Below are 25,182 nucleotides of genomic sequence, written 5' to 3'. Positions count from 1 at the left end.
ATGAGCAGATGAAAAAGTTACTATTAGTCGGAGCTGTTTTACTTTTCGTAACTAGTTCAGGTAACGGGCAAATTAGTATCAGTGGATACGTTGTTTCTTTGAAAACTGCTGAGCCCATTCCAAATGCCACCATCTTTCTAAACAATAAATATGGGTTACCACTTAAAGATTCACTTGAATTCACCAGAATAAAAATGGCTAATATCCCCTTTCAAAAAAATGTTTCGCCCTCTCCGTCAAACAAGATTAGCGAGTGCTTCCTACCTTAGAGCATCGTATTCCTCCGGCAAATCCTATGTGAGCGGTATTTTTGCTCTATGGGGCAAGTCCGCAATCGGTTTCGTTGATCATGCAACCTGGGTCCTTGGCACAGTGACTAATTTTCTGACTTTTTAGTTTTCGGTTCGTTATTTAACAAAATGAATGACCCCGAGGCAGAGCATGCGGGGTCATTCATTCGCATGTTCAACTCCCAAAGAACTTCCAAGACTTGATAGTATTTCTGATAAAGTAGAGGAAGGCAATAAGGAAGTATATGCTCACATTCAATTGCATAAGGATGAACCAAATCTTATTTCAATCTGGGTTTGGCGAAAGTATGATGAATTTGTGATCTATAGAAAGAATGGACCTGAAAGAAGTTTCGCGGACATATACTCTATAGATCTAAAAAAAGCTCCGCAACACTCAATACCCAGAGTTACAACTATTTTTCGTGATTCATTAAATTCATCATTGGAGAGCCGATATAAAATTCATCCCCTTACAAACAAAGCTATAGGGAAAAAGCTACCTGTCATATATGCAACCAGTGACACTTCATATTATCACCGATTAGAAAACAAGCACATGATTCAACAAAAATAATCAATACCTAACCATCGGATTAATCGGATTGGCACCCCACCTTTGGATCCGATGGGCACGCTGACTAGGCTTGGAGAAATATCGATTTCTCGGCCCTCGATCTAGTTCCAGTACCTTGTAAATATTTTTACTGTATTTTTTCCACCACTTCCCCATCCTCATACCGCTCTTGTGTGATGATATTACCCTCTTCGTCATACTCTGTCATAATTCCCTGCTCTACCCGGTCACCGGTATAGGAGACTTCATATGAGAGCTGACCATTTTTGTGCCATCCACGAAGGTGCCCCATCCCACCCTCACTTTCTGTTGGCGGAATATTTTGGTAAACCAAGTGCTCATTGATATATATTTCCTTAGTGTAAGTAAAATCTAGATACCTGCCATGCTTTTGTCGAACGACGTCTCCATCTTCTTCATACATGACTGAACCGGTATTTAGGCCATCTTCGAAATACATCTCCATATACAGGCTGTCATTCTCGGTGTAGTATATCTTTTGAGTTCCGGTGAACGGTTCTCCAGAAGAAGTGTAATGTGTGTCGATGGGCTTCCCTAGCTCCTCATTGCGTTTCTTATCAAAATGAAGTTCTATATCACTGTAGTGAGGAGACTGATCCTTGTATTCCCGCTCCTTGTTGCAAAATGTAAGCGTAAGCAACGCTAATATAGGAAGAAGCAGTACTGTCTTTGAACCCGACCGCAACAGTGAAAAGGGACGAACCATCATGCGTAGCCTCTTTTTGGTAAGAGAAAAATCAATACTGCTCGTTGCATTCAGAGTTTTTTTCCCGCTGCAGGCCCGAATCAGCATTTCTTGGTAATCGCTTGCCGATGAAGCCTTGCTTACTACAGACTCATCCGCTAAAAACTCATGGTTCAATTGAATAGCCTGTTTGTACAGATACATGAATGGATTAAACCAAAAGATAACTTTCAGAAACTCAATCACTAACACATCCAGAGAGTGGAACTGGCGGACATGCGTCAGTTCATGATCCAGGATTTCAGCATCAATATTTCCGGATTCAAATTGTTCTTTATCGAGGAAAACAAAGCTGAAAAATGACTGGGGAGTAATTGGCTCATCCAGCAACACCAGGGTAGCAGAACCTGCTTTTTGATGACTGCCGACTTTAACTTTATTCCGGATTTCAAATAATCCACCCATAAAGCGCATAAAAAGAAATAGCGCGATCAACCCATATAAACCGAACAATATATCTGTGGTACTTATCCCCCCTCCGGTTTCTGCAGATGTAGCTGGAGCCACTTCAGTGTTGGATGCTGTAGCAGGCTCTGAGATTATCGCTGATTCTACCGATTTGCTTATCGCCTCAGCCGGCTCGTTAACCGCTTGTTCCATCTGCTGCATCTTGATTCCGGCAATGGTCTGTTCAGGGTAAATATCAAAAGTAGCCAATGGAGCTGTGAGGCCGAAAATCAAAGCAAAAAGTAAAAAGAACCGGTTGAAATGGTGCATTTTTTCATTTTCAAGCAACAGCTTGTACACTCCGAATAGTCCCCCAAGCAGTAACGTCGATTTTACTAGATAGATAATCATTGGTTTTTCCCCTCTATTTCGTCTTCAACAATAGCTTTTAATTCTTTCAGTTCCTCCTCTGAGAGCTCAGTTTCCGAAGTAAAGAAAGAGGCAAACTGGGCCGCTGAGTTATTAAAAAACTTCTTGATTAGTCCGTTTACATGTTTCGAAAAATAGTCTGATTTCTTCACCAGCGGATAATACTGTCGCGAGCGCCCCTTTTGCTCATAGTCCACAAAACCTTTGTCTGTCATCCGCTTTAGCAATGTGGCTATCGTAGAGGGAGCCGGCTTTGGCTCAGGATATTCTTCAAGCAGGTCTCTCATGAAAGCCTCTTCCAGCTTCCACAAATGCTGCATCAACTCTTCTTCGGCTCTTGGTAATTGCATTGTTTTCAAATGTAGTTAGGCTTGTTTCTACAAATGTAGAATTTAAAATATAACTTCCAAAATATTTTGTCATCGTCTTCAAATTTAAATCGATATACCCATGACTATATAAAAACCGTTCTCATCACACTCCCGGCACTACTCGTGTTGATCTCTTGTTCACAGCAAAAAACTGGATTGCCCTTACACAGAGAAGAATTAGTTCTATACACTCTAACCCGAGACAAAACATGGCGCAACAACTCAGATCAGCCGCCAGATTAAACAGACAGGGGGCCTTGACCGCCAATTTTGAGCTAATCACTTTCTGTAGTACATTTTGTTTTTAACTTGACATCCGGTGCACGAAGCGTATACACGCGTTTAGTATACTGTTTATCAAAGTGACTAAATCTTTAATTTTAATCGTAAATTATGGAAACAAACGAATCAAGATTGTTCATCTTATGGGGAGTTTTTCTTGCAGCAGTACTTGTTGTCGCGGGATGCAGCGAAAGTGATTCTCCAAACATCATTCATCTAAAGCAGATAAAATATGATAATGCCCTTCCGCCAAACGCAGCTTTTGACACCTTTGACCCTACCAAGCATATTTTTACTGTCAAGGAACGCAATAATATTACGGGTATACCTGACACTCTAAAAGAACTGAACGTTTGGCACGATTTCATTTACAGCGATCAATACTTCTACTATGCATATAAAAAAGGAGATTGGTCTGAGGAAGAGTTCAATAATATGAGTCCTCCTATTGATACCAGCAGCCAAACAGAACAATGGGTAGACTGCATTAGCACCATTGCATTTGGCAAAGATAAGAATGGGCAATGGGTTACTATTTTAGATAAAGATAATGATGAAGACCTAAGTGATGAAGAGCCAATTACATTTTCAACCGATACACTAGAATTCAAAACAAAACGAATGGCAGTTAAACGAGCTCAGGTCGACCTAACCTTCGAGATTTACCGTGATAATCAAATTTTAACACAAACCGAACCATTTATTCTTACCTATAGTCCAACGGCGGGGGTTCCTTCTATTGGTATTAACTACGACAAATATCGACGAGGAAAATGGCAAGTGAACAAACAAACTTTTGACGTTGCTTTATTTTCCTTTGGATATGAAGCAGTGTATAATCCCGGGGAATTTACTTATTTGTTAATTGACCTAAACAAAGATGGTCAATTTGATATCATGCCGGGAAATAATGAATCCTATAGGACCGATCGTCCCTTCAATGTATTCGGGGAAACATTTCAAGTTGACTCTATTAATGCCATTGGTACAAAAATCCATATTACAAAACCTGATACCAGCGTTTTACCGGCATTGGCGCTTCGAAAAGGTGCAAGCGCCCTAAATTTCAAAGCTCAAACGATTGGCGGAGATTCTTTAGCATTTAGTAATCTCAGAGGCAAGTTTGTGCTCCTCGATTTCTGGGGTACGTGGTGTGGCCCCTGCCTAAAGGAAATCCCTAATTTGAAAGAAGCTTACAGCATATTTTCAGATAAGAATTTTGAAATTGTAGGCATTTGTGTGGATCAGAATATTAAACAGGTAAGAGATTTTGTTAAGGAAAGAAATATCAAATGGCCTCAAATTTACGAACCCTATGGCCAAGTAGATCAACCTATCAGCAATCTTTATAGGGTTACAGGGTATCCTACACAGTACCTGGTGAATCCGGATGGTAACATAGTAGCTTTTGGCAATGAATTAAAAGGAGATCAACTAATAAAAACCCTAAATACTTACATCAAATAACCCAAGAACGGTAAAGCATGCAAGGGAGATATGCTGCCCTTGCCCGTTTTGTTTTTTGATTGCCAAATAGTAAACTAACATGTGCTATCGATAACCCTTTCACCGGTTATGTACAGCCTGCGTAGGCTTGGCGGCTATAAATCATACTTTCTAAAATGCGACAAAATAATACACAAGATGGATGCTTATAATAGCAACAAAAAGTGGTGTTTGCTCTTTCAGCACTTTTCTCAATGGTAGTTTTTGCAATATTAATGATGGTAATTAATGGTGGTTTCTCTTTGAACAATATGAAATCCATTTTGCTTCCTACACTGTTCATGGGCCTTTTTATGGGTGTTGGTTTTCCGTATCTCTTGAAAAAGATAACCCCATTTTTAGTAAAAAATGTTGACACTCCGATCCTGTCTGAAGGAGAAAAAATTATTATCGAGCAAAAGGCAAATCTATTTCGAAACTGGTGGATTGCTACCGGGGGAAAGCTATTTTTAACCAATAGAAGGTTAATTTTTAGTGCTCACAAATATAATTTCCAACAGAAAGAAACGTCAATTGATTTATCTAAAATAAGTAGCATTAAAAAACGAAAAACTGCTCGTTTGGTTGATAATGGATTAAGAATTAACACTACCGAAAACACAGAGTTTGATTTTGTTGTAGACGACCGAAGCGAATGGATTGATAGGTTGGAAACTTAAATAAAAAGCGGTCTGCTAAAGTTTTTGCACACGACCGTTAGACATATCACTAAAACTGCATTAAGACAGCTAAAGTAGGATGGACTTATTTAGCTTGTCCGAAAAGAGATAGCAAAAAAATAATATAGACGTACTTTCTCATTTACATTATTCAGCTTCTACCCTTTGATACCCCTGTTAAAGTGATTTTACCTTCCCTCAACGAAACCAACCAATGTATAGAATAGATAACAAAACCAAAGGAGTTCAATAAGAAATCAAAAAGTTCATCTTAATTATTAAGAACGTTAGATGGACGCTTAAAAGCCTCAACAAGCAAAAAGTCATGACACTTCATCAAAAGGCAATCCACCTCGTATTGTTCGTAATATTTACACTTGCCGCAGATCTATATGGACAGGACATCAGTACCGCTACCGATTCTTCTTTCGCGGCATATATGGATAGTGCTGAAACTCACCTTGAGAAAACCCAATATTACGACCGTCTTCAATACAAATATGCTGAAGAGTTTTTCCAATATTTTTTAAAAAGCCCTAACACTACGATTGGCAAAGAGGCATTAAAAGATGCCTGTTTGATGTGGATCAACATTGGAGAAACAGAAAAACTAAATTCAGCTTTAGATCATATAGCTTATGATTCAGATGCCTGGTATGATATTTTACGCTTAGTCGGCAATAGTAATGCTTTAAAACAAAATAAATATGACGAGTATATTACCCTGTTGAACAAACTTGAGAAGAACCTTACCGATCCCAAAAGCAGAACTGCTGCTCTTTTTCTGCTTTCCTCCGACCATCTGTTAAAAGACAATATGCATGAGGTTAAAAAGCGATATCGTGAAATTATCAAGCTTGATGCTGCTCCTTTTTATGTAAATTTAGCTCGCACCTATCTCTATGAACTAGAGAAGTTCAGTATTGGTAAACAAGCGCCCCAATTTAAGGCTACAACAATAGATGGAAAGCAACTCTCCCTGGAAAACCAAAAGAGTAAATTGGTGATACTCTATTTTTGGGCTACTTCGTGCAAAAGCTGTGTTCAAGAGATCCGAACCCTACGAATGTTAAGGGACAAGTACTCCCAAAAAGAGCTTCAGATTATCGGGATTTCACTGGATAAAGATGAACTGCAGTTACAAGCTTTCCTTAATAAACATATGATGGATTGGCCACAAATCAGGCAACCCAAAAGTTATAACGATGAACTCGCAAACTTGTACAACGTACGAGTTCTACCTAAAACAATCGTAATTAATAGAGATGGAAAAATTGTATTAAAAAACCTTCACAGAAAGGGTCCGATAAAGGGAATAGCAAAACTTTTGAAAAGTGATATCTCCCTAACAAGACAAATTTTTGTGCCTGTTAAGTATAGCTTGTGATATCGTAAAATCGGGTATTGATCCCAAAAAATATGAGATAAATTTGGCTTCCCTATCGTTTTGTAATCAAAATGAAATCTGAGTAAACTCGAAAAACATAAACCTGCTTACCAATCAGACAACACAAGCTCTACTGCCCTTTAAACCCAGAGTTTCGCAAGACAAGCCCGGCTGCGTTCTGGTTTTGTATTTAACTGTTCATTAATTACTAATTCCGCTTAGCGGTTAAATATAATGACTAATAAATGGCAAAGAGATCTGCTTACAAACAATAGGGTGTCCCAAAATCTGCATGGCATCAGGCAAGTACGGAGAAAAGTTGTTTGTCAACATAAAATTAGAAAGGTCCATAAGATACAACTATTCCATTTAGAAATACCGGTAAGGGGGGGATTTTGTTTTTTGGATGCCAAATAGTAAACTAGCAACTGCATTCACAAATAATTGATACGTTGGTCATATAATATGTGATGCTACGCTGCTCGGGGAGGTGAAATCCCCGGTTCATTATCGTACAAACAATAAAATACAGATCATCATGCTTGATTTTATTATCGGACTTCTTGTGGACCTGAGTCTGTTAGGAGGAATAATCCTGTTTTTCATGAGTTTCTCAAAAAAATTCCGGGAGTATAGATCAAAATTACTAATAGTTAGTGTAGTATTAATTACTGTTGGGATACTATCTATTGATGTTGCTTCTTTATCCGAAGCCTTTCAGGAGGGGCAGCGATGGGCAAGTACGCATTAATCCCGCATGGACACATAACCTCTGCATTAAGTAAACCACTCCCCTTTTACCTTGTTCGAGTTGGAACTATGAGTCATGGTATCTATAAATTCTGTACCGACCCACTGGCAGCAGCTCACAAACCGATATCGCATAATTATTGATCAGATATGATACTACGTATTAAAAATCTTCATAAAACGTTCGGAGATCAGGTTGTTCTGCAAGATATAGCACTGACAATAAAGCAAGGAGAGTGCCATGGACTTATAGGCAAAAACGGTTCCGGGAAAAGCACCCTTATCAATATCATTGTAAACCTTTTGCCTCCGGATGGCGGAACTATTGAACTCTTTGGGAAAAAATGGCACGATCACCCACAAGCGATAAAAAAGAAGATCGGTGTATTGCCCGAAATCAATCCGGTTATTGATGAATTCAGCGTTCAGGACTACCTGGAATATGTGGGCCTCATCTATGGAATGAATCAAGAACTTATTCAAAGCCGAACAGAGTACCTGATTAACTACTTTTTTGAAGATGTCCCCTCGCCGTCAAAATCCATCGGCCAATATTCCAAAGGGATGAAGCTTAAAACGGGCATATGCGCCGCTCTCATTCATAAACCAAAATTCCTGATCCTTGATGAACCCTTCGACGGACTGGATGTTTTTTCCAGTAAGAACCTTGCCGCTTTTTTGAATGATTATCGTGCAAAGGGTAATACGGTGCTCGTATCTTCTCACGACCTGCTGTACATGGATAAAATTGCCTCCCATATCGATCTGATAAAAGGAGCTGAACTGCTGCATCTTGCCAAAGAAGATGTGCAAAATAATGGGAAAAGTTTTGAAGATGAGATTTCTGACCGGTTAGGATACAAACCCAAAGAGCTTGGGGAGTTTTAATCATGTTTTCACTCGCTTCTTTTCTGTTAAAGAAAAAAACGGCTTCGATACTACGCTGGCCAAAGATTGGTAAATTTCTCCTCTATTTTGGCACCGCCGTTCTATCGGCATTGATGTATGGGGGTGGTCTGGCTTATGGAATTCTATACTTCATCTCAGAAGGATATAGCCTGCATCAATGTATGACTGTTTATACACTTGCAGTAGGCGCCGTTTGCCTTATTCTGGATTTTTTCCCCACCCTAAAACGTTCGCAAATCGTATTCCCTTCGTATTACCCGGTCTCCACAGCTAAAAAGATTTGCATTGATATAACATTCGGTCTGCTGAGGCATTTTATGCTTTTTGTTTTTCTGATGCAGTTGATTCTGCTCTTTTTCAGTACCCCTGTTGATCTTACCCATATTGTGACCTCCTCTGTTCTGATACTCTCATTTTATAGCCTAAACCGTACGATAAAAAATATCCTCGAATTTAGCCTCCCCCGACCAACTCTGTCGGTAATAGCCGGCGGTGCCGTACTTGCAGCATCTTTTTATATCTACGCTCATTGGGGCAGCAGCCGTTGGGGGATAATCTGTTCGCTCCTGCTGTTTATAACCCTCGGTTTTATATACGCATATACCGAAAGTAAAAAAGAGATAAAGCTACAAGATCAAACAAAAAAATACCGCAAAAGCTTATTTCTACGTATTTTTGCCAACCGCAATGTTAAGATTTCACTGGGAGTAGCCTTTGGCTTTAAGATCATAATTCTGTCAATGAGTGGCGTTATGCAGGTAACCAAAGGAATGATGTTACTTCGCCCTGAAATTGTAACCTGGATGCTTGCGTCCCCCCTAATCTTGTTTACTTATTTGGGATACAATTTCTTTGGGGTAAACCGGAACCTACTGCTCACCCATGCCCTACGGGAACATTCCGTTCAAAATCTTTGTAAGGTGTATAGCAAGTTTTATCTCAAACTATTGGCTATAGATGCTGTTATCTTCAGTGCTTTCATTATCAGTACAGGTCTCGAGACAATACCAAACATCACTTTTTATCTGACATCGGCTATCCTCTATTATGTAACGGCATTCCCGATATCATTAAAATGGCCGTTAATAAAAGAAAAGTATATAAGCCTCGATTTTGCAAAACACGGCAGTAAAAGTACCAGCTGGCAGGCCCTGGTTTCCAGCTTTGTTATATTACTCATGGCCTATATTATAAAAGATCTATCCCTGTTTGGGCTTTTAAACCTATTAGTAATTGCAGCCGGGATAGGTATCAGTAAAGCCTTGATTCCGGATATGAATACAATTACACATCATTATTTTAAAAGGTCATGGCACTTAAAGCAGCAAAACGACTAACCAATTAACTACTGTAGCATAATCATAACACATTCATCCATCATGAGTAAAACCCAAAAAAATTCAAACAACTTCTTGGTATACAGCATTGTCGTTCTTTCAATGCTGATTTACATATTTGGCATTTTTACTGTCATGATTGTAGTTAAAGAAGCGAGCCAATCCGGTTTGCCAGAAGCACTGGCAGAACACATTATTGTCATCATTCCCGGCATTATTTGTCTTTTGCTTACTGCCCCAATTTACAGGTTATCAAAATCTCTTAGAATACTGGAGATTACGGACCATGAAAATGGGGCATCAATTCTTAGGCTCTACTCTCCCTTTTTTATAAGCGATATGCCCCAGGCAGAGATGAAAATAACAACACAAAAAATCACGAGGATTCGTCGAAACAGTTATTTCAATAGGTTGGTAGAATTGCACTTTAAACACAACGGCACCGACCGGATGATCAAAAGTTTTATCAATCCCAAATCATTGAACAACCTTCATAGGTTTAAAAAACCAAATCCATCGGATGGGACAAAAGCGAAGGGAGATAGCCTTTCTGGTCATAAATGAACTTTTTTAGCTAGAACTATAGTCATAGACCCTCCATCCAATAAGCCGATATATAGCTTGATATCTCGGCTTTCGGTTTAGTTACGGAGATAAAAACCAGGCACAATAGTTTGGAATAATGGTATAATGTATGCCGCTAATTAAATCATTAAAATCGGTATTGAACACCATCTCTCCCGTTCTACATATTTTCCTCTCCTCTTTCTGAGAAATTGCATTCCTGTTTATTAGTTAATACACAATCTCCAAGATTAATGAGTTGGAATAGTATCAGTTGCCTACCACACTATTTATAGTTACACTTTTATTTCATACGCAAAGTATGACGTTGGCGCTAATTTATTAGTATAGCCCTGTATATAATTTTAAACGCTTCATTTACATGAAAAAGCTATTCCTCTTTTTTGCCGTTTCCTTTCTAATCTCTTGTAGCAGCTCCAAATCAAATATTGACACAACACCTGGGGAAAGCAATATTTTCAGCGGAAAGATCATATACGAATACCAGTTCAAAGATCGCCAAACCGGCAAGGATATCACTCATCAGATGGGGCAACGCTTTGGAACAGAACAACATTATTTTATCAATGCTTTTAATTACAAAGCGTACGATGGCAATGGCAATTTCAAACATCTTTATAACAGTAAAACAAACACCTATTACTACATAGCCCCTGCTACAATCCGACTGATGGCCACAAATGCCGGCAATACCGTTTCAGAAGTAATCTCCGTTGAGCATTTTAATGAAACAAAAAATATTTTAGATTATCTCTGCAAAAAAGTAATCATCAAAACCAACCATGATAAAACCATCTATTGGTATAGCCCTGAAATCAGCATTAGCCCAGAACCTTTTGCAAAACACAAAATGGGAGGCTGGGGCAGGTTTCTAAAAGAAAGTAATGGTTCATTACCATTAAAATTCATTGTTGAAAGCGATAGTTATACCTGGATCTCAACAGCAACTGATATTAAGAAGATGGAACTGAAGGCAGAAAATTTTACAACCAGCAACGAAGTTGACCAAAAAATCAGGTAGATCTCCCCTATTTTTTCACCCCATCGTTAATCCATATTCCAGACCGACTTCTTATTATCTCTTTGAATATTACAAACAATCCCCGACAGATTTAATACTCCCAAAGCTTAACCTATGATGACCATTATTCTTTTAGGCGTACTCTCATTTCTTCTATTGTTAGGGATAGCCTTTTTTCTACAAAAAGTACATTTCCAAAATATCTCCCTGGCGTTCTTATCCGGATATCTAGTTTTGTTCCTTTTCACACTTTCAGCGGTCTATATAGAAGACCTCTGGAATCCGACGATGGGATATGAACGGCTATTTTTTCTATTCGTAATTACCCTGGCCAGTCTGTTGAATGCTATAGTCGTAGGCGTAATGGTATACAAACAAAAGATACAGAAAATGATATTTGTACTCTCGCTGACATTTATTTTCCTTGCCCCATTCTTTGCCTATTGTTCTTTCTCTGTCTTTCAGTGGTATCACTTTGATCGTTACAAAAGCACCTATTGTATAGAGAGTGAGAACAATAGTTATATTCTGCGATTAAACAGCGAAAGCTCAGTTGCTACTATTTCCAAACAAATAGGCCCACATTCCTATGCCTCCTATTTCCATGGCTACTACAACCGGCAGGGAGATACGGCCATCTTGGAAGGAGAACAATTTATTGCCAAAGATTCTCTTGAAAACAGCACCTATACCCTCACGGGACAACAGCTCATTGGTTTTCCTGAGAAAGGAGATACTACTCAATTGCATTCTTGCCACTAACATATCTATCCACAGCAAGGATATTCTATATACGGCTTTTGCATTATTTCTAGGGAGCTTTGCAAAACTTGGCATGTCATCCTGAATTCAGTTCAGGATCTCGGTTTTAATGCTAATAACTGTATATGAGATGCTGAAACAAGTTCAGCATGACAAGATGTGACTAGTTTCGCAAAGCCCCCTTCTATATAAAAGCTCTCTGAATCATTTATATAATTAACTCCGGTTATTATTAGTGATATAAATCCTCCTATCGATAATAAATAGCCTATATATATCATCTTTTTCTGCGTTTATTAAACGCTATTCATTGTATTAGAAGACTGATGCCAGCATATTGTTCCATAGAGTGACAGATCATTAAATACGGTACAAAACCAATTTGTACGACAAAAATTGTATTTTCAGTGTACATTCGAAATCTCACTTTACAAACTGCTGGAATGAATGAAATCCCGATACGACGCATCCCGAATTCAAAAAAGGAGCCTGCTTTAATCGGCAGTTTTAACATTCGAGACCTTCGGGATATGATGGATAATACCGACATGGTACAAGAGCTACACCGGCATGATTTCTATTATATCCTAGCCCTGGAAAGTGCTGTGGGTACCCATGAGATCGATTTTATCTCTTATGAAGTATCGGATTACAGCATATTTATTATGCGGCCCGGACAAGTCCACGAACTTACCCTCAAATCCGGAAGTACGGGGTACTTACTGCAATTCAATGCTGACTTTTACATACCGCGCAGCAATCGCTCGCATCAGCTATTAAGAAAAGCCAGTGGTACAAACCATTACCAGTTGGATGCTGATAAATCAGAGAAAAATCTTCCTGCATTGGCAGCTATATACCAAGAGTATTCTGCCAAGCAGAATCGATATCAAACAGCTATTCAATCATACCTGGAAATTATACTTATTGAACTCATCCGCCAACAGGACAATACCTCTTCGCATAACGTTGCTACCTACAAACAACAACGGTTAGAAGATTTTCTGGAACTTCTTGAAAGCCATATCTCTATCTGTAAAAGGGTCTCTGAATATGCGGATATGATGAACCTTTCTGCTTATCAACTGAATGCAAGCACAAAGGCCACTGTCGGTAAAACATGCTCAGAACTTATCAATGATCTTATTATCCTGGAATCAAAAAGACAGCTTCTTGCTACCACTAAACAGGTGAAAGAAATTGCCTACCGGCTGGGGTACGAAGATGTCTCCTACTATATTCGGTTTTTTAAAAAACACACTGGCCATTCTCCTGATGCTTTCAGGCAAAATTTTAAATAAGTCCTGTTAAACTTTCCTTTTGTCCTACCACATATATTGCCCGGTCAATTACCTTTAAGCACAACAACAGTGTATAAATTGTAATTCTTCAAAACCAGGTATAATGTGTAATCGCAATTATTTTGATGTTATCATCGTGGGTGGAAGCTATTCCGGACTTGCCGCGGCAATGGCACTCGGCAGAGCCTTACGAAATGTTTTAATTATTGACAGTGGCACCCCCTGCAATAGGCAAACACCTCACTCTCACAACTTTCTTACCCAAGACGGAAAAACACCCGCTGAAATATTGGCTATAGCCAAAAAACAACTAATGCCGTATAATACCGTGTCATCAATCAATGGCTTAGTCAACGATGTTACAAAAGTCCCAAATGGCTTTAAAACTCTAACTGACTCCGGTGATACTTTCAGGAGCACAAAAATCATTTTTGCTACCGGCCTTCGGGACCTCATGCTCCCTATTGAAGGCTTTTCCGAGTGCTGGGGAATATCCGCACTCCACTGTCCTTATTGTCACGGCTACGAAGTGCGAGGCCAAACAACGGGCATACTGGCTAACGGAGAATCCGGCTTCCAATTTGCCGGACTAGTCTCCAATTGGACCGATAAGGTAAGCTTATTTACCAATGGGGAATCCAGTTTAACAGCCCAACAAACGAGCGAGCTTACGGATAAAGGGATCAAAATTATTGAAAATCGACTTGATAGGCTGGATCATACAAACGGATACCTCGAGGCGGTCATCTTTCAGGATGGTTCCCGCTCTCCCCTCAAAACGTTATATACTCGTCCTCCTGTCGTTCAGCAATGCGATATCCCTAAATCCCTGGGCTGCGCTTTAACCGAAGAAGGATATATCCAAGTAAATGCTATGCAAGCGACCTCAATTCCGGGTGTTTATGCCGCCGGCGATAATTCCGGCCGTATGCGAACCCTGGCCAATGCCGTAGCACAGGGAACAACCGCTGGCATGAAAATAAACAATGAGCTCATATTGAATGAGTTGTAACCGAGTAGTACAAATGCTAACAACCATTTAACTAGAAAAACAGCTATGAAAAAACGTTTTTGGCACCAACGCTGGGAAACTAATCATATAGCCTTTCATAAAAGTAATGCTAATCTCTTACTCGTCACCCATTTTAATAAACTTTCACTAGCAAAAGGTCAGCGGGTATTTGTTCCCTTATGCGGAAAGACGGTGGATATTTCCTGGCTGCTTGAGAAAGGATATCACGTAGCCGGCATAGAACTAAGCCAACTAGCTGTTAAACAGTTGTTTGAAGAACTGAAGATGAAACCTGCCATCTCAACAGTTGGTGATATAGAACGATACAGTGCAAAACATATTGACATTTTTGTCGGGGATATCTTTGACCTGACCGGTAAAATACTTGGTCGGGTTGATGCTATTTATAACCGTGCAGCTTTGGTAGCACTACCCAAAAAGATGCAAAACCGATATACTGCCCATCTAATAAATATCACCAATAACGCGCCGCAGCTGTTAATCTGTTATGAATATGATCAACAACTGATGGAAGGCCCGCCCTTTTCGATCAGCAGTGACGAAATAGATCAACACTACGCAGATAGCTACGAAATAACGCTTCTTGTCCGCTCTAATGTGCCGGGCGGATTGAAGGGCAAATGTGCGGCCGAGGAGCAGGTTTGGCTTTTAAAATAGATATCTAACCCACCCCCATCTTTTAAAAATAGAGACATTAATATTGCTCACTGTAACATTTATAGAAATGTAGTATTTTAATCCTACTTGAAATTGAGATTTAAAAACAATTTATGAAATACTTTCTGATCATATTAGGCACCCTGGCAGGCATTCCCCTTATCGTCTACGGCATCGGCTCTTTTTTGCCGCAATCCCACACCGTTAGCCATCAGCAAACATTTGAAGTGCCTCAACAACAGGTTTGGCAGCTTATTACTGATGTTAAATCGTATCCGGACTGGCGCCCCTATGTAGACTCTGTTAAAGTACTTTCCGATTCAACGGAAGCACTTCGCTGGCGAGAATATTATCGTGAGGCTGAATCGTTGCCTTTTGTGGTAACCGCTTCTAATGACAGCAGTAAACTTGTAACTAAAATTACCGACTCAGACCTGCCCTTTGGGGGTACATGGACTTACGCCATTGACAGCACTGCGGAGGGCACTCAACTGACCATCACTGAAAACGGGGAAATTTATAGCCCCATATACCGGTTTATTTCAACTGTTTTTGTTGGCCATGATACTACAATCAAACAATACTTCAAGGACTTAGAACGACGGTTAAAGTACACGAACCACTGAATTAAGCTACCTAAAAACACCGGTCTACAATTTATATACCATTGCTGAATAATTATACCTTTTATCTACTTGTTCTTAAAGTCAGCCCGGTGTTGGCCAAGTCAACGGCATGATGGTATTAGCTTTTTTATTCATTGTGCAAATCATTATATATCAATACCATTTTATTGCAGAGAGGATAACTGACCTCCCAAAACACTCTCAAATGTTGATGCATGGCCTTTGTAAACCTTTTTGTAGCCCAGCTGTTGCTACCATTTTTATTTATTATTTGGCTTTGGAATAGCCAAGAAAATAGTCGCATAAACTGGATACTTCTGCTATTAGCTACATCTTCTGTCGTAGGATTTTCTCTTATCGTGGGGGCCCAAGCCTGGACAAGTATTTACCTGGGGTTACTAATATTAGTCGCATATTTTGTAGCTGTTATAAAATCACTGTTTAGGCTCCCTGCCCACTGGGGCCCCATACAACTTGGCAATACCTGGCAAAAAAAGGTTACAACCATTACTTATATCATCATTTGCCTATGCTTTATACCGTTAAACATTTTTGGGCTGATGGGCTATACAACCTCCCACCCATCTATAGAATTACAGTTTCCTTTACAAAATGGAGTATATCATGTGGCCCACGGTGGTAGCACCCCGCTCATCAACTATCATAATATCCATGAAGCACAACAATTTGCTCTAGATATCTCCGAATTAAACTCTCTTGGAACGCGTGCCAAGGGAATATATCCCAATAACCTTTCCTCCTATGCTATATATGCCGATACTGTTTACAGCCCCTGTAGTGGTAGGATACAAAAGGCTGTTTCTGACCTCCCCGACTATATCCCACCCAATCATGACCCAAAGCATCCCGCGGGCAACCATGTAATGATAAAATGTAAAGAGGCTCATGTATACTTAGCCCACTTATTACAAAAAAGTGTACTTGTTGACAGCAGCGAAATAGTTAGTAAAGGCACTCCTGTTGGACAAGTGGGAAATTCGGGCAATACTTCTGAACCTCATTTGCATATTCATGCCACGCGAGACGGGGTTGGCATTCCTATCTTATTTAATGGTCGTTTTCTCGTTCGAAATAGTCTTATTTGGTAATCAACAACTAGCACACATCCGGTAGTTTCCCTCCTGTTCTTGCCCCGTCATCCGGCATGCTAAACCCCCACATTTCTTTGCCCTTTATACATTTCATTTATTACTTACCATTATAGTAATCTATTTTTTAGATGAAGGCCGATGATCAATTTCATACCCTGACTTTATGGAGACCATACCATGATCAAAAATAAGAAAGCACGCCGACGGCTGGAAAACTGGTACCAGAAATTCCTGGACAAAATTGATGCTCCGAAAAAAGAGCAGTCCCTTTCTACTTCTTTTGGAGATACCCATATTTTAATTGCCGGCGATACCTCCAAACCACCCCTGCTTTGCCTGCATGCAATGATGACCAGCTCTGCCCATCTCGTTGCAGCTCTCGAACCACTTCTTGAAAACTATCACATCATTGCCCCCGACATTCCGGGAGAATCTGTCAAAGGTATTCCCAAACGTCTTTCTTATTCTGATGACTCACAGGCTCGATGGCTTAATGAGATTCTCAATGGACTTGCACTAGGTAAGATCAATTTATTTGGGATAAGTCTCGGTGGTTTTATTGCCCGGCAATTTGCATCTCAACATCCCCAAAAAGTTAACAACTTAATTCTGTTAGTCCCTGCCGGAATTGTTCAGGGATCCATCTTCAAAGGTCTCATGAAAATGGCTCTCCCAATGATTATGTACAAAATTGCCCCTTCCGAAAAACGACTTCGAAATTTAGTGCAATATTTGATTACAAACTGGGATGAGGACTGGGCTTACTATTTGGGTGATGCGTTTAATGATTTCAAAACCCCATCAAGAATACCACCGGTTGCTGAGAAAGAAGAACTCGAAACCCTTTCCATGCCTTGCCTGGTTATGGCGGCAGAACATGATATCTCTTTTCCCGGTCAACCACTCATTAACAGGGTTCAAACCCACATCCCACATACAGAAACGGAGCTCATTGAAAACAGCCGGCATTGTCCCCCTACAACAGATGAATTCAAAAATTGGCTTGCAAATAGAATAACAACGTTTTTAAATAACTCATCCTAACCCTATATCAACACTTAATATAGAATTATCGGTCAACGATAAAGATGCAAGAACAGCATTTTTTAATGATACCCTGCCAAGGCCATAGATTCGCTACATAAAGATAGACCAGCCGCTGTGGGGCACGATGACAGCACAGCATATGATTGAGCATCTTATTTTTTCCTTTCAGATATCAACCGACAAGCGAAATGTAGAATGCCATACCCCAAAAGAGAAACGGGCTAAACTTCAGGCTTTCCTGGCTACCAATAGGCCAATGCCCAAAAAGTTTACCAATCCCGTTACAGGCGACCAATTGTTGCCACTACAGCATGAAGATTCTAAGCAGGCCAAAGAGCATTTAAAAAATGAAGTTGAACACTACCGTACCTACTTCAGGAATAATCCGGAAGCCATTCAAACGAATCCCTATTTGGCCCGTTAAATGCCACCCAATGGCAACAGTTTCATTTCAAACATTGCACGCATCATTTCATGCAGTTTAAGGTAGTAGAACTTAAATGGATATGATGGCAAAACCCGTTGAACTCAGAACATTTTTTAAAAAGGGATCCATTACAGAGATTAAAAAAGCTCTAAATCCGCGGAGAGAATATACCTGGAAATCATTTTTAAATTCGGATATCAAGGCCGGCGTTAAAATTCCGATTTTAAGTCTCTTTACTGTTTGGGATCAAAAGCTGGGCAATAACATGGTTCGGCGAGCCTGCTTACCTAATCCCCCCAAAGAACTAGGAGAGATCCTCTCCCATTACTATATTTTGTCGGTCAAACTCGTTTCAACATTAGAATAGTTAACCGATAGCCTTGGTGTGAAAAACGAACCCTTGGGACACAGACCTATTTGCCAACATATAAACAGACAAAACAAGTAGACTCACTCTCGGACATTTTCTTCCTGCTCTACCAAGGGTAATGTAAATGAAAAGGTGCATCCGTCACCTGCTTCTGAACAGACCGTAATATTTCCGCCATGGTTTTCTACCACCCGCTTACAGGTTGACAACCCTATCCCCGTTCCTTCAATAGATTTGTCAGTATCCAGTCGCTCCATGAACTCAAATACTTTCTCCTCATCCTCTCTATCAATGCCCATTCCATTGTCTTTAACCCGGATAGTATAAAAGTCATCCCCCTTTTCTGAATATACTTCGATAACAGGATCTTCCTCAGAGCGGTATTTCATTGCATTGGAAAATAAATTCTGGAATAAGCGTACTAGTTGAGACCGCTCTCCCATTACCGTAGGCAGATCCCCAATATCAAATGTGGCATTGTGCTTCTGTATATCTGCATGCAACAGTTCCAGGGCTTCCTGACAAACTTCTTTTAGAGATACCGGATCAAGGTTTTTGGTTTTAGTATCAATCTTCGAATAGCTCAAAAGGTCCCGAATCATCATACGCATCCGATCGGTATTTGTAGCCACTAATGAAAAGAACTCTTTTATTTTTTCTTCATTTTCACTCAATCCCTCTTCTTCATATAAAGATATAAGTGATGTTATGGTATTGAGTGGAGCCTGCAGATCGTGAGAGATACTATGTGCAAAACGTTCCAGCTCTTCATTGATCTGTTTTAGCTGTTTCGTTTTCTCCTCCGCCTCTTTTTGGGCAAGAAGTAACTCTTCTTCGTAGAGTTTACGCTGGGTCATATCTGAGAGGGCAACCCGGTAAATCAATTCATCTTCGGGGCTATCCTGTACCAATTTTGCATTAAGTAATACCGGAATCTTTGAAGAATCTTTTCTCTCCAACTCTAAATTAATCTCTGATATCTCTTTCTGCATCTGTAAAAGAGGTATTAAATGGGTCTCAAAATAGATCTTTCCCCCCATACCCACTAAATCCTGAAATGTTTTTTCTAACACGATTTCTTCCCGCTCATAGCCCAACCATTCCAGTAAGGTGTTATTTGCATTAACAATACTCCCATCATCTTTCATCAATAAATAGCCACAGGGAGCATTCTGGTAGAGATCTTTAAGATTTTCTTTGTTTAGTATCATCCTTATTAGCCTTTAGCGAGATAAGTTTTTATCGCTTTTATAGTTTCATCAGGAGCAGTAAGGTGCGGACAATGTCCCGTAGCGTCAAGCTTGGTAAAGCTACAGTTGGGTATTTCCGTTTGTACATACTTTCCCACTCGGGACGGAGCAATCACATCAGGTTCCGATTGAATAACAAGACTGGGGATCGAAACATTTGATAGATCATCACAGTTGTCACTCAGAAAGGTAACTTTCCCAAAATGTTTGGCTATGTCGGGATCCATTCTACAGAAACTGTTTTTTAGCTCCTCCGCAAACTTTTCATCATTGGACTTCCCGGCAATAACGGGGGTAATATTACGGGTCCATCCTAAATAGTTGCTTTCAAGCGTCTCTACCAGCCCTTCGATATCCTCCTTTTCAAAACCACCATAGTAGTCTTCATCGTTGATATATCGGGGAGAAGGGCCAATCATGATCAACTGCTGAAACAGATCCGGGCGCTCCCCTACCGCTAACACGCCAATCATTGTACTTACCGAATGCCCCACAAATATTACCTCGTCCAGATTCAAGGCTTCACATATTTCAATGACATCATCAGCATACCCTTTGAGCGAACTGTATTTGTCAAAGTCATAGGCTTCATCATCTGAATCCCCTGACCCTACATGATCAAAAAGAATGATATCATAGTTTTCTTCGAAAGCAGGAGTAATAAACCGCCACATATTTTGATCACAACCATATCCATGCGCAAACATAATCGTCTGACTCCCATTACCAAAACGCTTTACATTATTTCTCGATGTGATATCTGTACCCATATTGCCCACTTTTTGTGTTATTAAAACAGTGTATTGTGAACCTTGATCTGCACTCCTCTTTTAACTTAGCGTAGAAAGATCTCGCATAGGAAACAAAACAAATACATACCCTTCCTGTGGCAGATACTTGTAATAGAAGAATACCGCCAGGTAGATGTTATTTCAGTAGTATTTATCAATGTAGAATTAAATTACCACTTACTCAATATTACTCTCTTTCTCTAATATAAAACGAATACCTATTTTTGTTGTTCAATTTATGCTGGGAGTACCCATATCTATAAAACTATGAAAGCCGAAAATCCAACTTTCAGAAATTGATATAATAATTTTTGAGATTATAGAGCAATGTATTTTAAACAGTAAAGAAGCAAAAAAACATAAAGCTATCTGCCCGACCTACTTATCTAATTTATAACCTGATAGCCAATTTTTTACCATCACCTGTAGTTAATCGGATTTATTTCATCGTAGGAATAGGTATTCCAATGCTATTATCACCCATAGAAAATCAACCTGGAACAGGTATTTTTCTGCCGCAGCTTCTAGAAAGACTTACTTAATAAATCTATCTGCGTTATCAATCCTAACTACCAAAAGTTAGGCATGCCGTACAGCTAACGGCATAATAGTTGGTTCAACGAGCTCTTCATAATCATCATAACGCATTTTTACTAACTCCCGGTGATTGCCCGCATTAAAGGCGATCTCTTCATCTTCTGTAAGAGCTGCAGCTACATAGGTTTCCATATTAAAAAGATTCCCGAAGGGCGGCATCGCCCCGAGCTCACAACCGGGAAACAGATCCTGAAACTCTTCCTCAGAAGCCAACGCTGCCTCTTCAGTTTCTAACACTTCCTTAACCCGATCAAAATCGACAATATGAGTAGACGGCGTCACAATCATACTCATAGTTCCATCGATATTTGCCATAACCGTCTTAGCCATCTCCTTTCCGGGGATGTGAGCACTTGCGGCTACTTCTTGCGCGGTATAAGCATTTGAATGCTTAATGACCATATACTTTTTATCGTGAGAATCCAGAAATTCGGTTAATTTAGATAACGGCATATTAATCTCCCTTCTTTTTTATGGTTTTAACGTATTACCCTATCTATTTAAAGCCTTTTCTGGAGACCAACATTCCGTAAATACCCAAACGATACAAAAAATAAGAGTATCTTTTTATACAGAAGGAATTCAAACCAAGTACTAAGAATCAATCAACTTCTAACCCAAACTGATGCTACTCAACCTCGCAACCGCCGGAAAATTCTTCGGCAGAAAACTGCGTCTGGAAACTACCAAACTTATCTTCATAGACGGCACGCAATTCAAGACTATGGGTTCCAGAACGTTTTGGGGAACAGTATTCAAGCACATAAAATGAGTTTGTTTCTGCTTCCAGCCGTTCAGCTATGTTCAGAAAACTGTCATTTAACTCAAGAGAATCTTCGGCTAATTCAAAACCACTTTTACCCATTTTTTTCAAAATTCCCTCATCAATCTCACCTCCCAAACCGATCGTAAACACCCCGTGCTCATCGGCAGCATTGCTGACCGAGTCCAAGGCAACTTCGGTATTTATATATCCCGCCTGGTCGGTACCATCGGTAAAAAGCACCATCGTGCCGGCAGTAGCAATATCAGAATCTTCTTTCACCTCACGCAGCCGGGCGTCCATTGATGACAGGCCCTGTATTACCGCCCCATTTAGGTTGGTAGATACATCATTGCTTATATCTTCATCAATAGACTCTATTCCACTGATCAACGTATCGCGGTTGGCGGTATATGATACCAGCGGATGGATATACTCCTCTCCATCAAACCAAAACAGGGCCATCTCACGAGTGCCGTGCAGGCTTTCTGTCTGCCGGGGCATTGTCTCCTTGACAAATGACGTTGCCGCTTCTTTCAGCTTTGGCAGATCAGCATTATTGAGAATACTTCCACTGAGATCCAGCATTAACACAGAGGAATACAGAAAGTCGCCGGGTTCGCGCTGAATCTGCGCCTGGGCTTCCAGCGATGATATTTTAGATCCATCTTCATAAATCTCGAAATTAGACGGTTCTAAGGTTGTAAACTGGTTATCCTCTCCCAAATCAACTTTATAAAATAGTTGTATTTTTGAAGGCAGTTCCGTCTTCGACTCGATAAGCTCAACACTGATCTCCTCATTGTCATTGGCCGTATTTACACAACCGGTCAATAATATTATTACATACAGGCTCAGGATAACAATTGCAGCAAGAGAATTTTTTGAGGCCTTCATATTAGATATAGTAATCTTTTTACTTAACATTCAATGCTTTAAAAGCACAACCCCCAATTTTGTTCCCGTAATAAAAAGATTTGTTGTTTTAGTCAGCCAGATTTTTCTTTATTCTACCCTGATGTATCTGACACCCAAAACTTTGATCAGAAGACATTATTTTATTTTTGGACAATGGGTTCGTATATACCCTACTCTGGATTTTATAAGGCGAATTAGTATTAACAGAATATCATCCTATTTATGAAAGTACGCAGCTATATTAAAGGCCAATGGATTGACCAAGGCGACGAAAAAGAACTTATCAGCGCGGTAACAGGCGAGCCGGTTGCAACAATGCTGGAAGCCGATCTCGATTATAAAGGAGCTTGCGAATATGCCCGGCAAAATGCGGGACCCGCACTCCGTAAACTCTCCATCCATGAACGGGCTTTTAAAATTAAGTTCCTGGGCCAATACCTGATGGAGCGTAAAGAAGATTACTATAAGCTTTCTACCCACACCGGGGCTACGCGCCAAGATTCCTGGATTGATATCGAGGGCGGTATTGGCAGCATGTTTACACTCTCCAGCAAGTCCCGTATTGAGCTTTCGGATCTGCCCTATCATGTTGAAGGAGATCACGAACGACTCTCACGCGAAGGCACTTTTGTGGGACAGCATATCTGTGTGCCCCGTCATGGTGTAGCCGTGCATATCAATGCCTTCAACTTTCCTATTTGGGGGATGCTGGAGAAACTTGCTCCAGCTATCATTTCGGGAATGCCTGCTATCATCAAACCCTCACCTACGGGCTCGTATCTCGCTTACAAGGTGTTTTCGGATATGATAGAATCGAAGCTTCTTCCGGAAGGATCTATCCAGTTTATAGCAGCCAACAAGCCCGGTGACCTGCTGGATCATCTTAATAGTCAAGATAGTGTTGCATTTACGGGCTCGGCCAGCACGGGACAAAAGCTCAAAGCTCATCCCAATATTGTAGCCAATAATGTACGCTTTAACCTGGAGGCCGATTCGCTGAACTGCTCGATCCTGGGGAAAGATGTGACCCCGGATATGGAAGAGTTTGATCTCTTTATCAGAGAGGTAGCCAACGAAATGACCGTAAAAACGGGACAAAAATGTACGGCTATACGTCGCACTATCGTCCCCCAAGAACGAGTAGATGATGTGGTAGAAGCTTTAAAGGCACGTCTCGACAAGACCACTATCGGCGATCCCGCTGAAAAGGAAACGCGTATGGGACCACTGGCAAGTGCACTGCAAGCCGACCGATTCGAAGAACAGGTTTCCGACCTCATGGAGATAACAGAATCGGTCTACAGTAACGGAAAAGGATTGGAAGGAGCTTTTACTGATCCAAAGGTTCTACTTTGTCGCCAGCCTTTTGAAGTGGATGAGATTCATAAAGTTGAGGCTTTTGGCCCTATGACTACGGTAATGCCTTATGAGTCAAACCAAGAGGCAATCGATCTCGCAAACAAGGCCGACGGTTCACTGGTGGGCTCTCTCTTTACGGCCGATGATAATGTTGCCCGCGAAATTACGCTGGGCTGTGCTCCGTATCACGGACGTTTTATGGTCGTCAACCGCGACTGTGCTGATGAGTCAACAGGACACGGATCTCCGATGCCACATATGGTCCACGGCGGACCGGGACATGCCGGCGGTGGCGAAGAGCTGGGCGGTGCCCGTGCCGTTATTCATAATATGCAGCGGGTTGCCCTGCAGGGATCTCCTACTACGCTAACGAATATCACCAACCAGTATATTAAAGGAGCAGAAACCCGAGAGGCTGAAACACATCCGTTCCAGCAGTTCTTCGAAGATCTGAAAGTGGGAGAAGCACGGACTACGGAAACCCATACCGTGACCGAAGAAGATATTGAGCGATTTGCCGACCTCTCCGGAGATGAATTCTATGCTCACACCGATCCCGATGCTGCGGAGCGCTCACTATTCGGTGAAATCGTAGCCCACGGTTACTTTGTACTTTCACGTGCAGCAGGCTTATTTGTCCACCCGGATGAAGGCCCAGTAATACTAAACTATGGCTTGGAAAACCTGCGCTTTACTCAACCTGTAGCTCCGGGCGATACGATCCAGGCAAAATTGATCGTCAAACGAAAGACCGTCCGGCAAAAGAAGGCTAAGGATAAATTTCCTTTCGGGATTATCTACTGGGATGTGGAAGTAAGCAATCAAGATAATGAGATTGTAGCCGACTATACGATACTTACGCTCATCAAGCGTCGCGAAGTGCTGGATATGGATATTTTTGAGGAGGAATGAG

General features: G+C 40.6%; 24 protein-coding genes. 18 read left to right on the top strand and 6 right to left on the bottom strand.

Annotation, left to right across the window (positions count from 1 at the left end):
- Positions 1-994: 994 nt before the first annotated feature.
- Together G3569_RS08885 and G3569_RS08880 are read right to left on the bottom strand one after the other, a co-directional pair.
- Positions 995-2,431 carry a M56 family metallopeptidase gene (locus tag G3569_RS08885; RefSeq protein ID WP_165268232.1) on the bottom strand — a complete coding sequence of 479 codons (1,437 nt, stop codon included), beginning with the start codon at positions 2,429-2,431 and terminating at the stop codon, positions 995-997.
- On the bottom strand, positions 2,428-2,799 hold the full coding sequence (locus G3569_RS08880) for a BlaI/MecI/CopY family transcriptional regulator (RefSeq protein ID WP_165268230.1): 372 nt from the start codon (positions 2,797-2,799) through the stop codon (positions 2,428-2,430). The genes G3569_RS08885 and G3569_RS08880 overlap by 4 nt, the downstream gene beginning before the upstream one ends.
- A 414-nt stretch (positions 2,800-3,213) precedes the next feature.
- On the opposite strand from G3569_RS08880, the gene G3569_RS08875 reads away from it, so the two are divergent.
- The 17 genes from G3569_RS08875 (at position 3,214) to G3569_RS08795 (ending at position 18,588) form a co-directional block, all read left to right on the top strand.
- Positions 3,214-4,569 (top strand): TlpA family protein disulfide reductase, encoded by a 1,356-nt coding sequence (locus G3569_RS08875; protein WP_165268228.1) that lies wholly within the window; start codon positions 3,214-3,216, stop codon positions 4,567-4,569.
- Positions 4,570-4,772: 203 nt separating this feature from the next.
- The gene (locus G3569_RS08870; protein WP_205720104.1) at positions 4,773-5,267 is read left to right on the top strand and encodes a GRAM domain-containing protein; all 495 of its coding nucleotides are present in this window, start codon (positions 4,773-4,775) and stop codon (positions 5,265-5,267) included.
- A 325-nt stretch (positions 5,268-5,592) separates the two neighbouring features.
- Positions 5,593-6,654 (top strand): TlpA family protein disulfide reductase, encoded by a 1,062-nt coding sequence (locus G3569_RS08865; RefSeq protein ID WP_165268224.1) that lies wholly within the window; start codon positions 5,593-5,595, stop codon positions 6,652-6,654.
- 538 nt (positions 6,655-7,192) lie between these two features.
- Positions 7,193-7,405: a hypothetical protein gene (locus tag G3569_RS08860; RefSeq protein ID WP_165268222.1), complete on the top strand. Its 213-nt coding sequence runs from the start codon at positions 7,193-7,195 to the stop codon at positions 7,403-7,405.
- 149 nt (positions 7,406-7,554) lie between these two features.
- Entirely contained in the window at positions 7,555-8,292 is a 738-nt protein-coding gene (locus tag G3569_RS08855) for an ABC transporter ATP-binding protein (RefSeq protein ID WP_165268220.1), read from the top strand.
- Positions 8,293-8,294: 2 nt separating this feature from the next.
- A complete protein-coding gene (locus tag G3569_RS08850; protein ID WP_165268218.1) occupies positions 8,295-9,650 on the top strand; it encodes a hypothetical protein in 1,356 nt (451 codons plus the stop codon).
- A 42-nt stretch (positions 9,651-9,692) separates the two neighbouring features.
- Positions 9,693-10,214, top strand: coding sequence for a hypothetical protein (locus G3569_RS08845; protein WP_165268216.1), 522 nt, complete (start codon positions 9,693-9,695; stop codon positions 10,212-10,214).
- Positions 10,215-10,596: 382 nt separating this feature from the next.
- Entirely contained in the window at positions 10,597-11,256 is a 660-nt protein-coding gene (locus G3569_RS08840; RefSeq protein WP_165268214.1) for a hypothetical protein, read from the top strand.
- 114 nt (positions 11,257-11,370) lie between these two features.
- A complete protein-coding gene (locus G3569_RS08835) occupies positions 11,371-12,018 on the top strand; it encodes a hypothetical protein (RefSeq protein ID WP_165268212.1) in 648 nt (215 codons plus the stop codon).
- A 443-nt stretch (positions 12,019-12,461) separates the two neighbouring features.
- Positions 12,462-13,319, top strand: coding sequence for a helix-turn-helix domain-containing protein (locus G3569_RS08830; protein ID WP_165268210.1), 858 nt, complete (start codon positions 12,462-12,464; stop codon positions 13,317-13,319).
- 103 nt (positions 13,320-13,422) lie between these two features.
- Positions 13,423-14,331 carry an NAD(P)/FAD-dependent oxidoreductase gene (locus G3569_RS08825; RefSeq protein ID WP_165268208.1) on the top strand — a complete coding sequence of 303 codons (909 nt, stop codon included), beginning with the start codon at positions 13,423-13,425 and terminating at the stop codon, positions 14,329-14,331.
- A gap of 45 nt (positions 14,332-14,376) precedes the next feature.
- The gene (tmpT, locus tag G3569_RS08820) at positions 14,377-15,009 is read left to right on the top strand and encodes a thiopurine S-methyltransferase (RefSeq protein WP_165268206.1); all 633 of its coding nucleotides are present in this window, start codon (positions 14,377-14,379) and stop codon (positions 15,007-15,009) included.
- Positions 15,010-15,122: 113 nt separating this feature from the next.
- Positions 15,123-15,635 (top strand): SRPBCC family protein, encoded by a 513-nt coding sequence (locus G3569_RS08815; RefSeq protein WP_165268204.1) that lies wholly within the window; start codon positions 15,123-15,125, stop codon positions 15,633-15,635.
- 215 nt (positions 15,636-15,850) lie between these two features.
- Positions 15,851-16,744, top strand: a complete 894-nt coding sequence (locus tag G3569_RS08810) for a M23 family metallopeptidase (RefSeq protein ID WP_165268202.1) — start codon at positions 15,851-15,853, stop codon at positions 16,742-16,744.
- Positions 16,745-16,924: 180 nt separating this feature from the next.
- The gene (locus tag G3569_RS08805; protein ID WP_165268200.1) at positions 16,925-17,791 is read left to right on the top strand and encodes an alpha/beta fold hydrolase; all 867 of its coding nucleotides are present in this window, start codon (positions 16,925-16,927) and stop codon (positions 17,789-17,791) included.
- Between the two features lie 127 nt (positions 17,792-17,918).
- Positions 17,919-18,218, top strand: coding sequence for a hypothetical protein (locus G3569_RS08800; protein WP_165268198.1), 300 nt, complete (start codon positions 17,919-17,921; stop codon positions 18,216-18,218).
- Positions 18,219-18,300: 82 nt separating this feature from the next.
- The gene (locus G3569_RS08795; RefSeq protein WP_165268196.1) at positions 18,301-18,588 is read left to right on the top strand and encodes a hypothetical protein; all 288 of its coding nucleotides are present in this window, start codon (positions 18,301-18,303) and stop codon (positions 18,586-18,588) included.
- A gap of 83 nt (positions 18,589-18,671) precedes the next feature.
- Here the strand turns inward: G3569_RS08795 and G3569_RS08790 are convergent, their stop codons facing one another.
- The 4 genes from G3569_RS08790 to G3569_RS08775 all read right to left on the bottom strand — a co-directional run bounded on the left by G3569_RS08790 (position 18,672) and on the right by G3569_RS08775 (position 22,889).
- On the bottom strand, positions 18,672-19,802 hold the full coding sequence (locus G3569_RS08790; RefSeq protein WP_165268194.1) for a sensor histidine kinase: 1,131 nt from the start codon (positions 19,800-19,802) through the stop codon (positions 18,672-18,674).
- Between the two features lie 5 nt (positions 19,803-19,807).
- Positions 19,808-20,611: an alpha/beta fold hydrolase gene (locus G3569_RS08785; RefSeq protein ID WP_165268192.1), complete on the bottom strand. Its 804-nt coding sequence runs from the start codon at positions 20,609-20,611 to the stop codon at positions 19,808-19,810.
- Between the two features lie 600 nt (positions 20,612-21,211).
- Complete coding sequence (locus G3569_RS08780) at positions 21,212-21,682, bottom strand: aminoacyl-tRNA deacylase (protein WP_165268190.1); 471 nt, start codon at positions 21,680-21,682, stop codon at positions 21,212-21,214.
- A gap of 175 nt (positions 21,683-21,857) precedes the next feature.
- Positions 21,858-22,889, bottom strand: coding sequence for a VWA domain-containing protein (locus G3569_RS08775; RefSeq protein WP_165268188.1), 1,032 nt, complete (start codon positions 22,887-22,889; stop codon positions 21,858-21,860).
- A 243-nt stretch (positions 22,890-23,132) separates the two neighbouring features.
- Here G3569_RS08775 and paaZ point away from each other — a divergent pair, with 243 nt between their 5' ends.
- Positions 23,133-25,181, top strand: coding sequence for a phenylacetic acid degradation bifunctional protein PaaZ (gene paaZ / locus G3569_RS08770; RefSeq protein WP_165268186.1), 2,049 nt, complete (start codon positions 23,133-23,135; stop codon positions 25,179-25,181).
- Position 25,182: the final 1 nt, after the last annotated feature.

This window comes from Fodinibius halophilus (genome assembly GCF_011059105.1).
GTDB lineage: Bacteria > Bacteroidota > Rhodothermia > Balneolales > Balneolaceae > Fodinibius > Fodinibius halophilus.
This window is presented reverse-complemented; position numbering and strand designations above follow the sequence as displayed.

Coding starts and splice junctions, on each gene's coding strand:
- G3569_RS08815 (WP_165268204.1), top strand. CDS start 15,123: ATGAAATACTTTCTGATCATATTAGGCACCCTGGCAGGCATTCCCCTT.
- G3569_RS08845 (WP_165268216.1), top strand. CDS start 9,693: ATGAGTAAAACCCAAAAAAATTCAAACAACTTCTTGGTATACAGCATT.
- G3569_RS08800 (WP_165268198.1), top strand. CDS start 17,919: ATGACAGCACAGCATATGATTGAGCATCTTATTTTTTCCTTTCAGATA.
- G3569_RS08825 (WP_165268208.1), top strand. CDS start 13,423: ATGTGTAATCGCAATTATTTTGATGTTATCATCGTGGGTGGAAGCTAT.
- G3569_RS08830 (WP_165268210.1), top strand. CDS start 12,462: ATGAATGAAATCCCGATACGACGCATCCCGAATTCAAAAAAGGAGCCT.
- G3569_RS08780 (WP_165268190.1), bottom strand. CDS start 21,682: ATGCCGTTATCTAAATTAACCGAATTTCTGGATTCTCACGATAAAAAG.
- G3569_RS08795 (WP_165268196.1), top strand. CDS start 18,301: ATGATGGCAAAACCCGTTGAACTCAGAACATTTTTTAAAAAGGGATCC.
- G3569_RS08850 (WP_165268218.1), top strand. CDS start 8,295: ATGTTTTCACTCGCTTCTTTTCTGTTAAAGAAAAAAACGGCTTCGATA.
- G3569_RS08880 (WP_165268230.1), bottom strand. CDS start 2,799: ATGCAATTACCAAGAGCCGAAGAAGAGTTGATGCAGCATTTGTGGAAG.
- tmpT (WP_165268206.1), top strand. CDS start 14,377: ATGAAAAAACGTTTTTGGCACCAACGCTGGGAAACTAATCATATAGCC.
- G3569_RS08805 (WP_165268200.1), top strand. CDS start 16,925: ATGATCAAAAATAAGAAAGCACGCCGACGGCTGGAAAACTGGTACCAG.
- G3569_RS08860 (WP_165268222.1), top strand. CDS start 7,193: ATGCTTGATTTTATTATCGGACTTCTTGTGGACCTGAGTCTGTTAGGA.
- paaZ (WP_165268186.1), top strand. CDS start 23,133: ATGAAAGTACGCAGCTATATTAAAGGCCAATGGATTGACCAAGGCGAC.
- G3569_RS08865 (WP_165268224.1), top strand. CDS start 5,593: ATGACACTTCATCAAAAGGCAATCCACCTCGTATTGTTCGTAATATTT.
- G3569_RS08885 (WP_165268232.1), bottom strand. CDS start 2,431: ATGATTATCTATCTAGTAAAATCGACGTTACTGCTTGGGGGACTATTC.
- G3569_RS08790 (WP_165268194.1), bottom strand. CDS start 19,802: ATGATACTAAACAAAGAAAATCTTAAAGATCTCTACCAGAATGCTCCC.
- G3569_RS08840 (WP_165268214.1), top strand. CDS start 10,597: ATGAAAAAGCTATTCCTCTTTTTTGCCGTTTCCTTTCTAATCTCTTGT.
- G3569_RS08810 (WP_165268202.1), top strand. CDS start 15,851: ATGGCCTTTGTAAACCTTTTTGTAGCCCAGCTGTTGCTACCATTTTTA.
- G3569_RS08835 (WP_165268212.1), top strand. CDS start 11,371: ATGATGACCATTATTCTTTTAGGCGTACTCTCATTTCTTCTATTGTTA.
- G3569_RS08875 (WP_165268228.1), top strand. CDS start 3,214: ATGGAAACAAACGAATCAAGATTGTTCATCTTATGGGGAGTTTTTCTT.
- G3569_RS08855 (WP_165268220.1), top strand. CDS start 7,555: ATGATACTACGTATTAAAAATCTTCATAAAACGTTCGGAGATCAGGTT.
- G3569_RS08785 (WP_165268192.1), bottom strand. CDS start 20,611: ATGGGTACAGATATCACATCGAGAAATAATGTAAAGCGTTTTGGTAAT.
- G3569_RS08775 (WP_165268188.1), bottom strand. CDS start 22,889: ATGAAGGCCTCAAAAAATTCTCTTGCTGCAATTGTTATCCTGAGCCTG.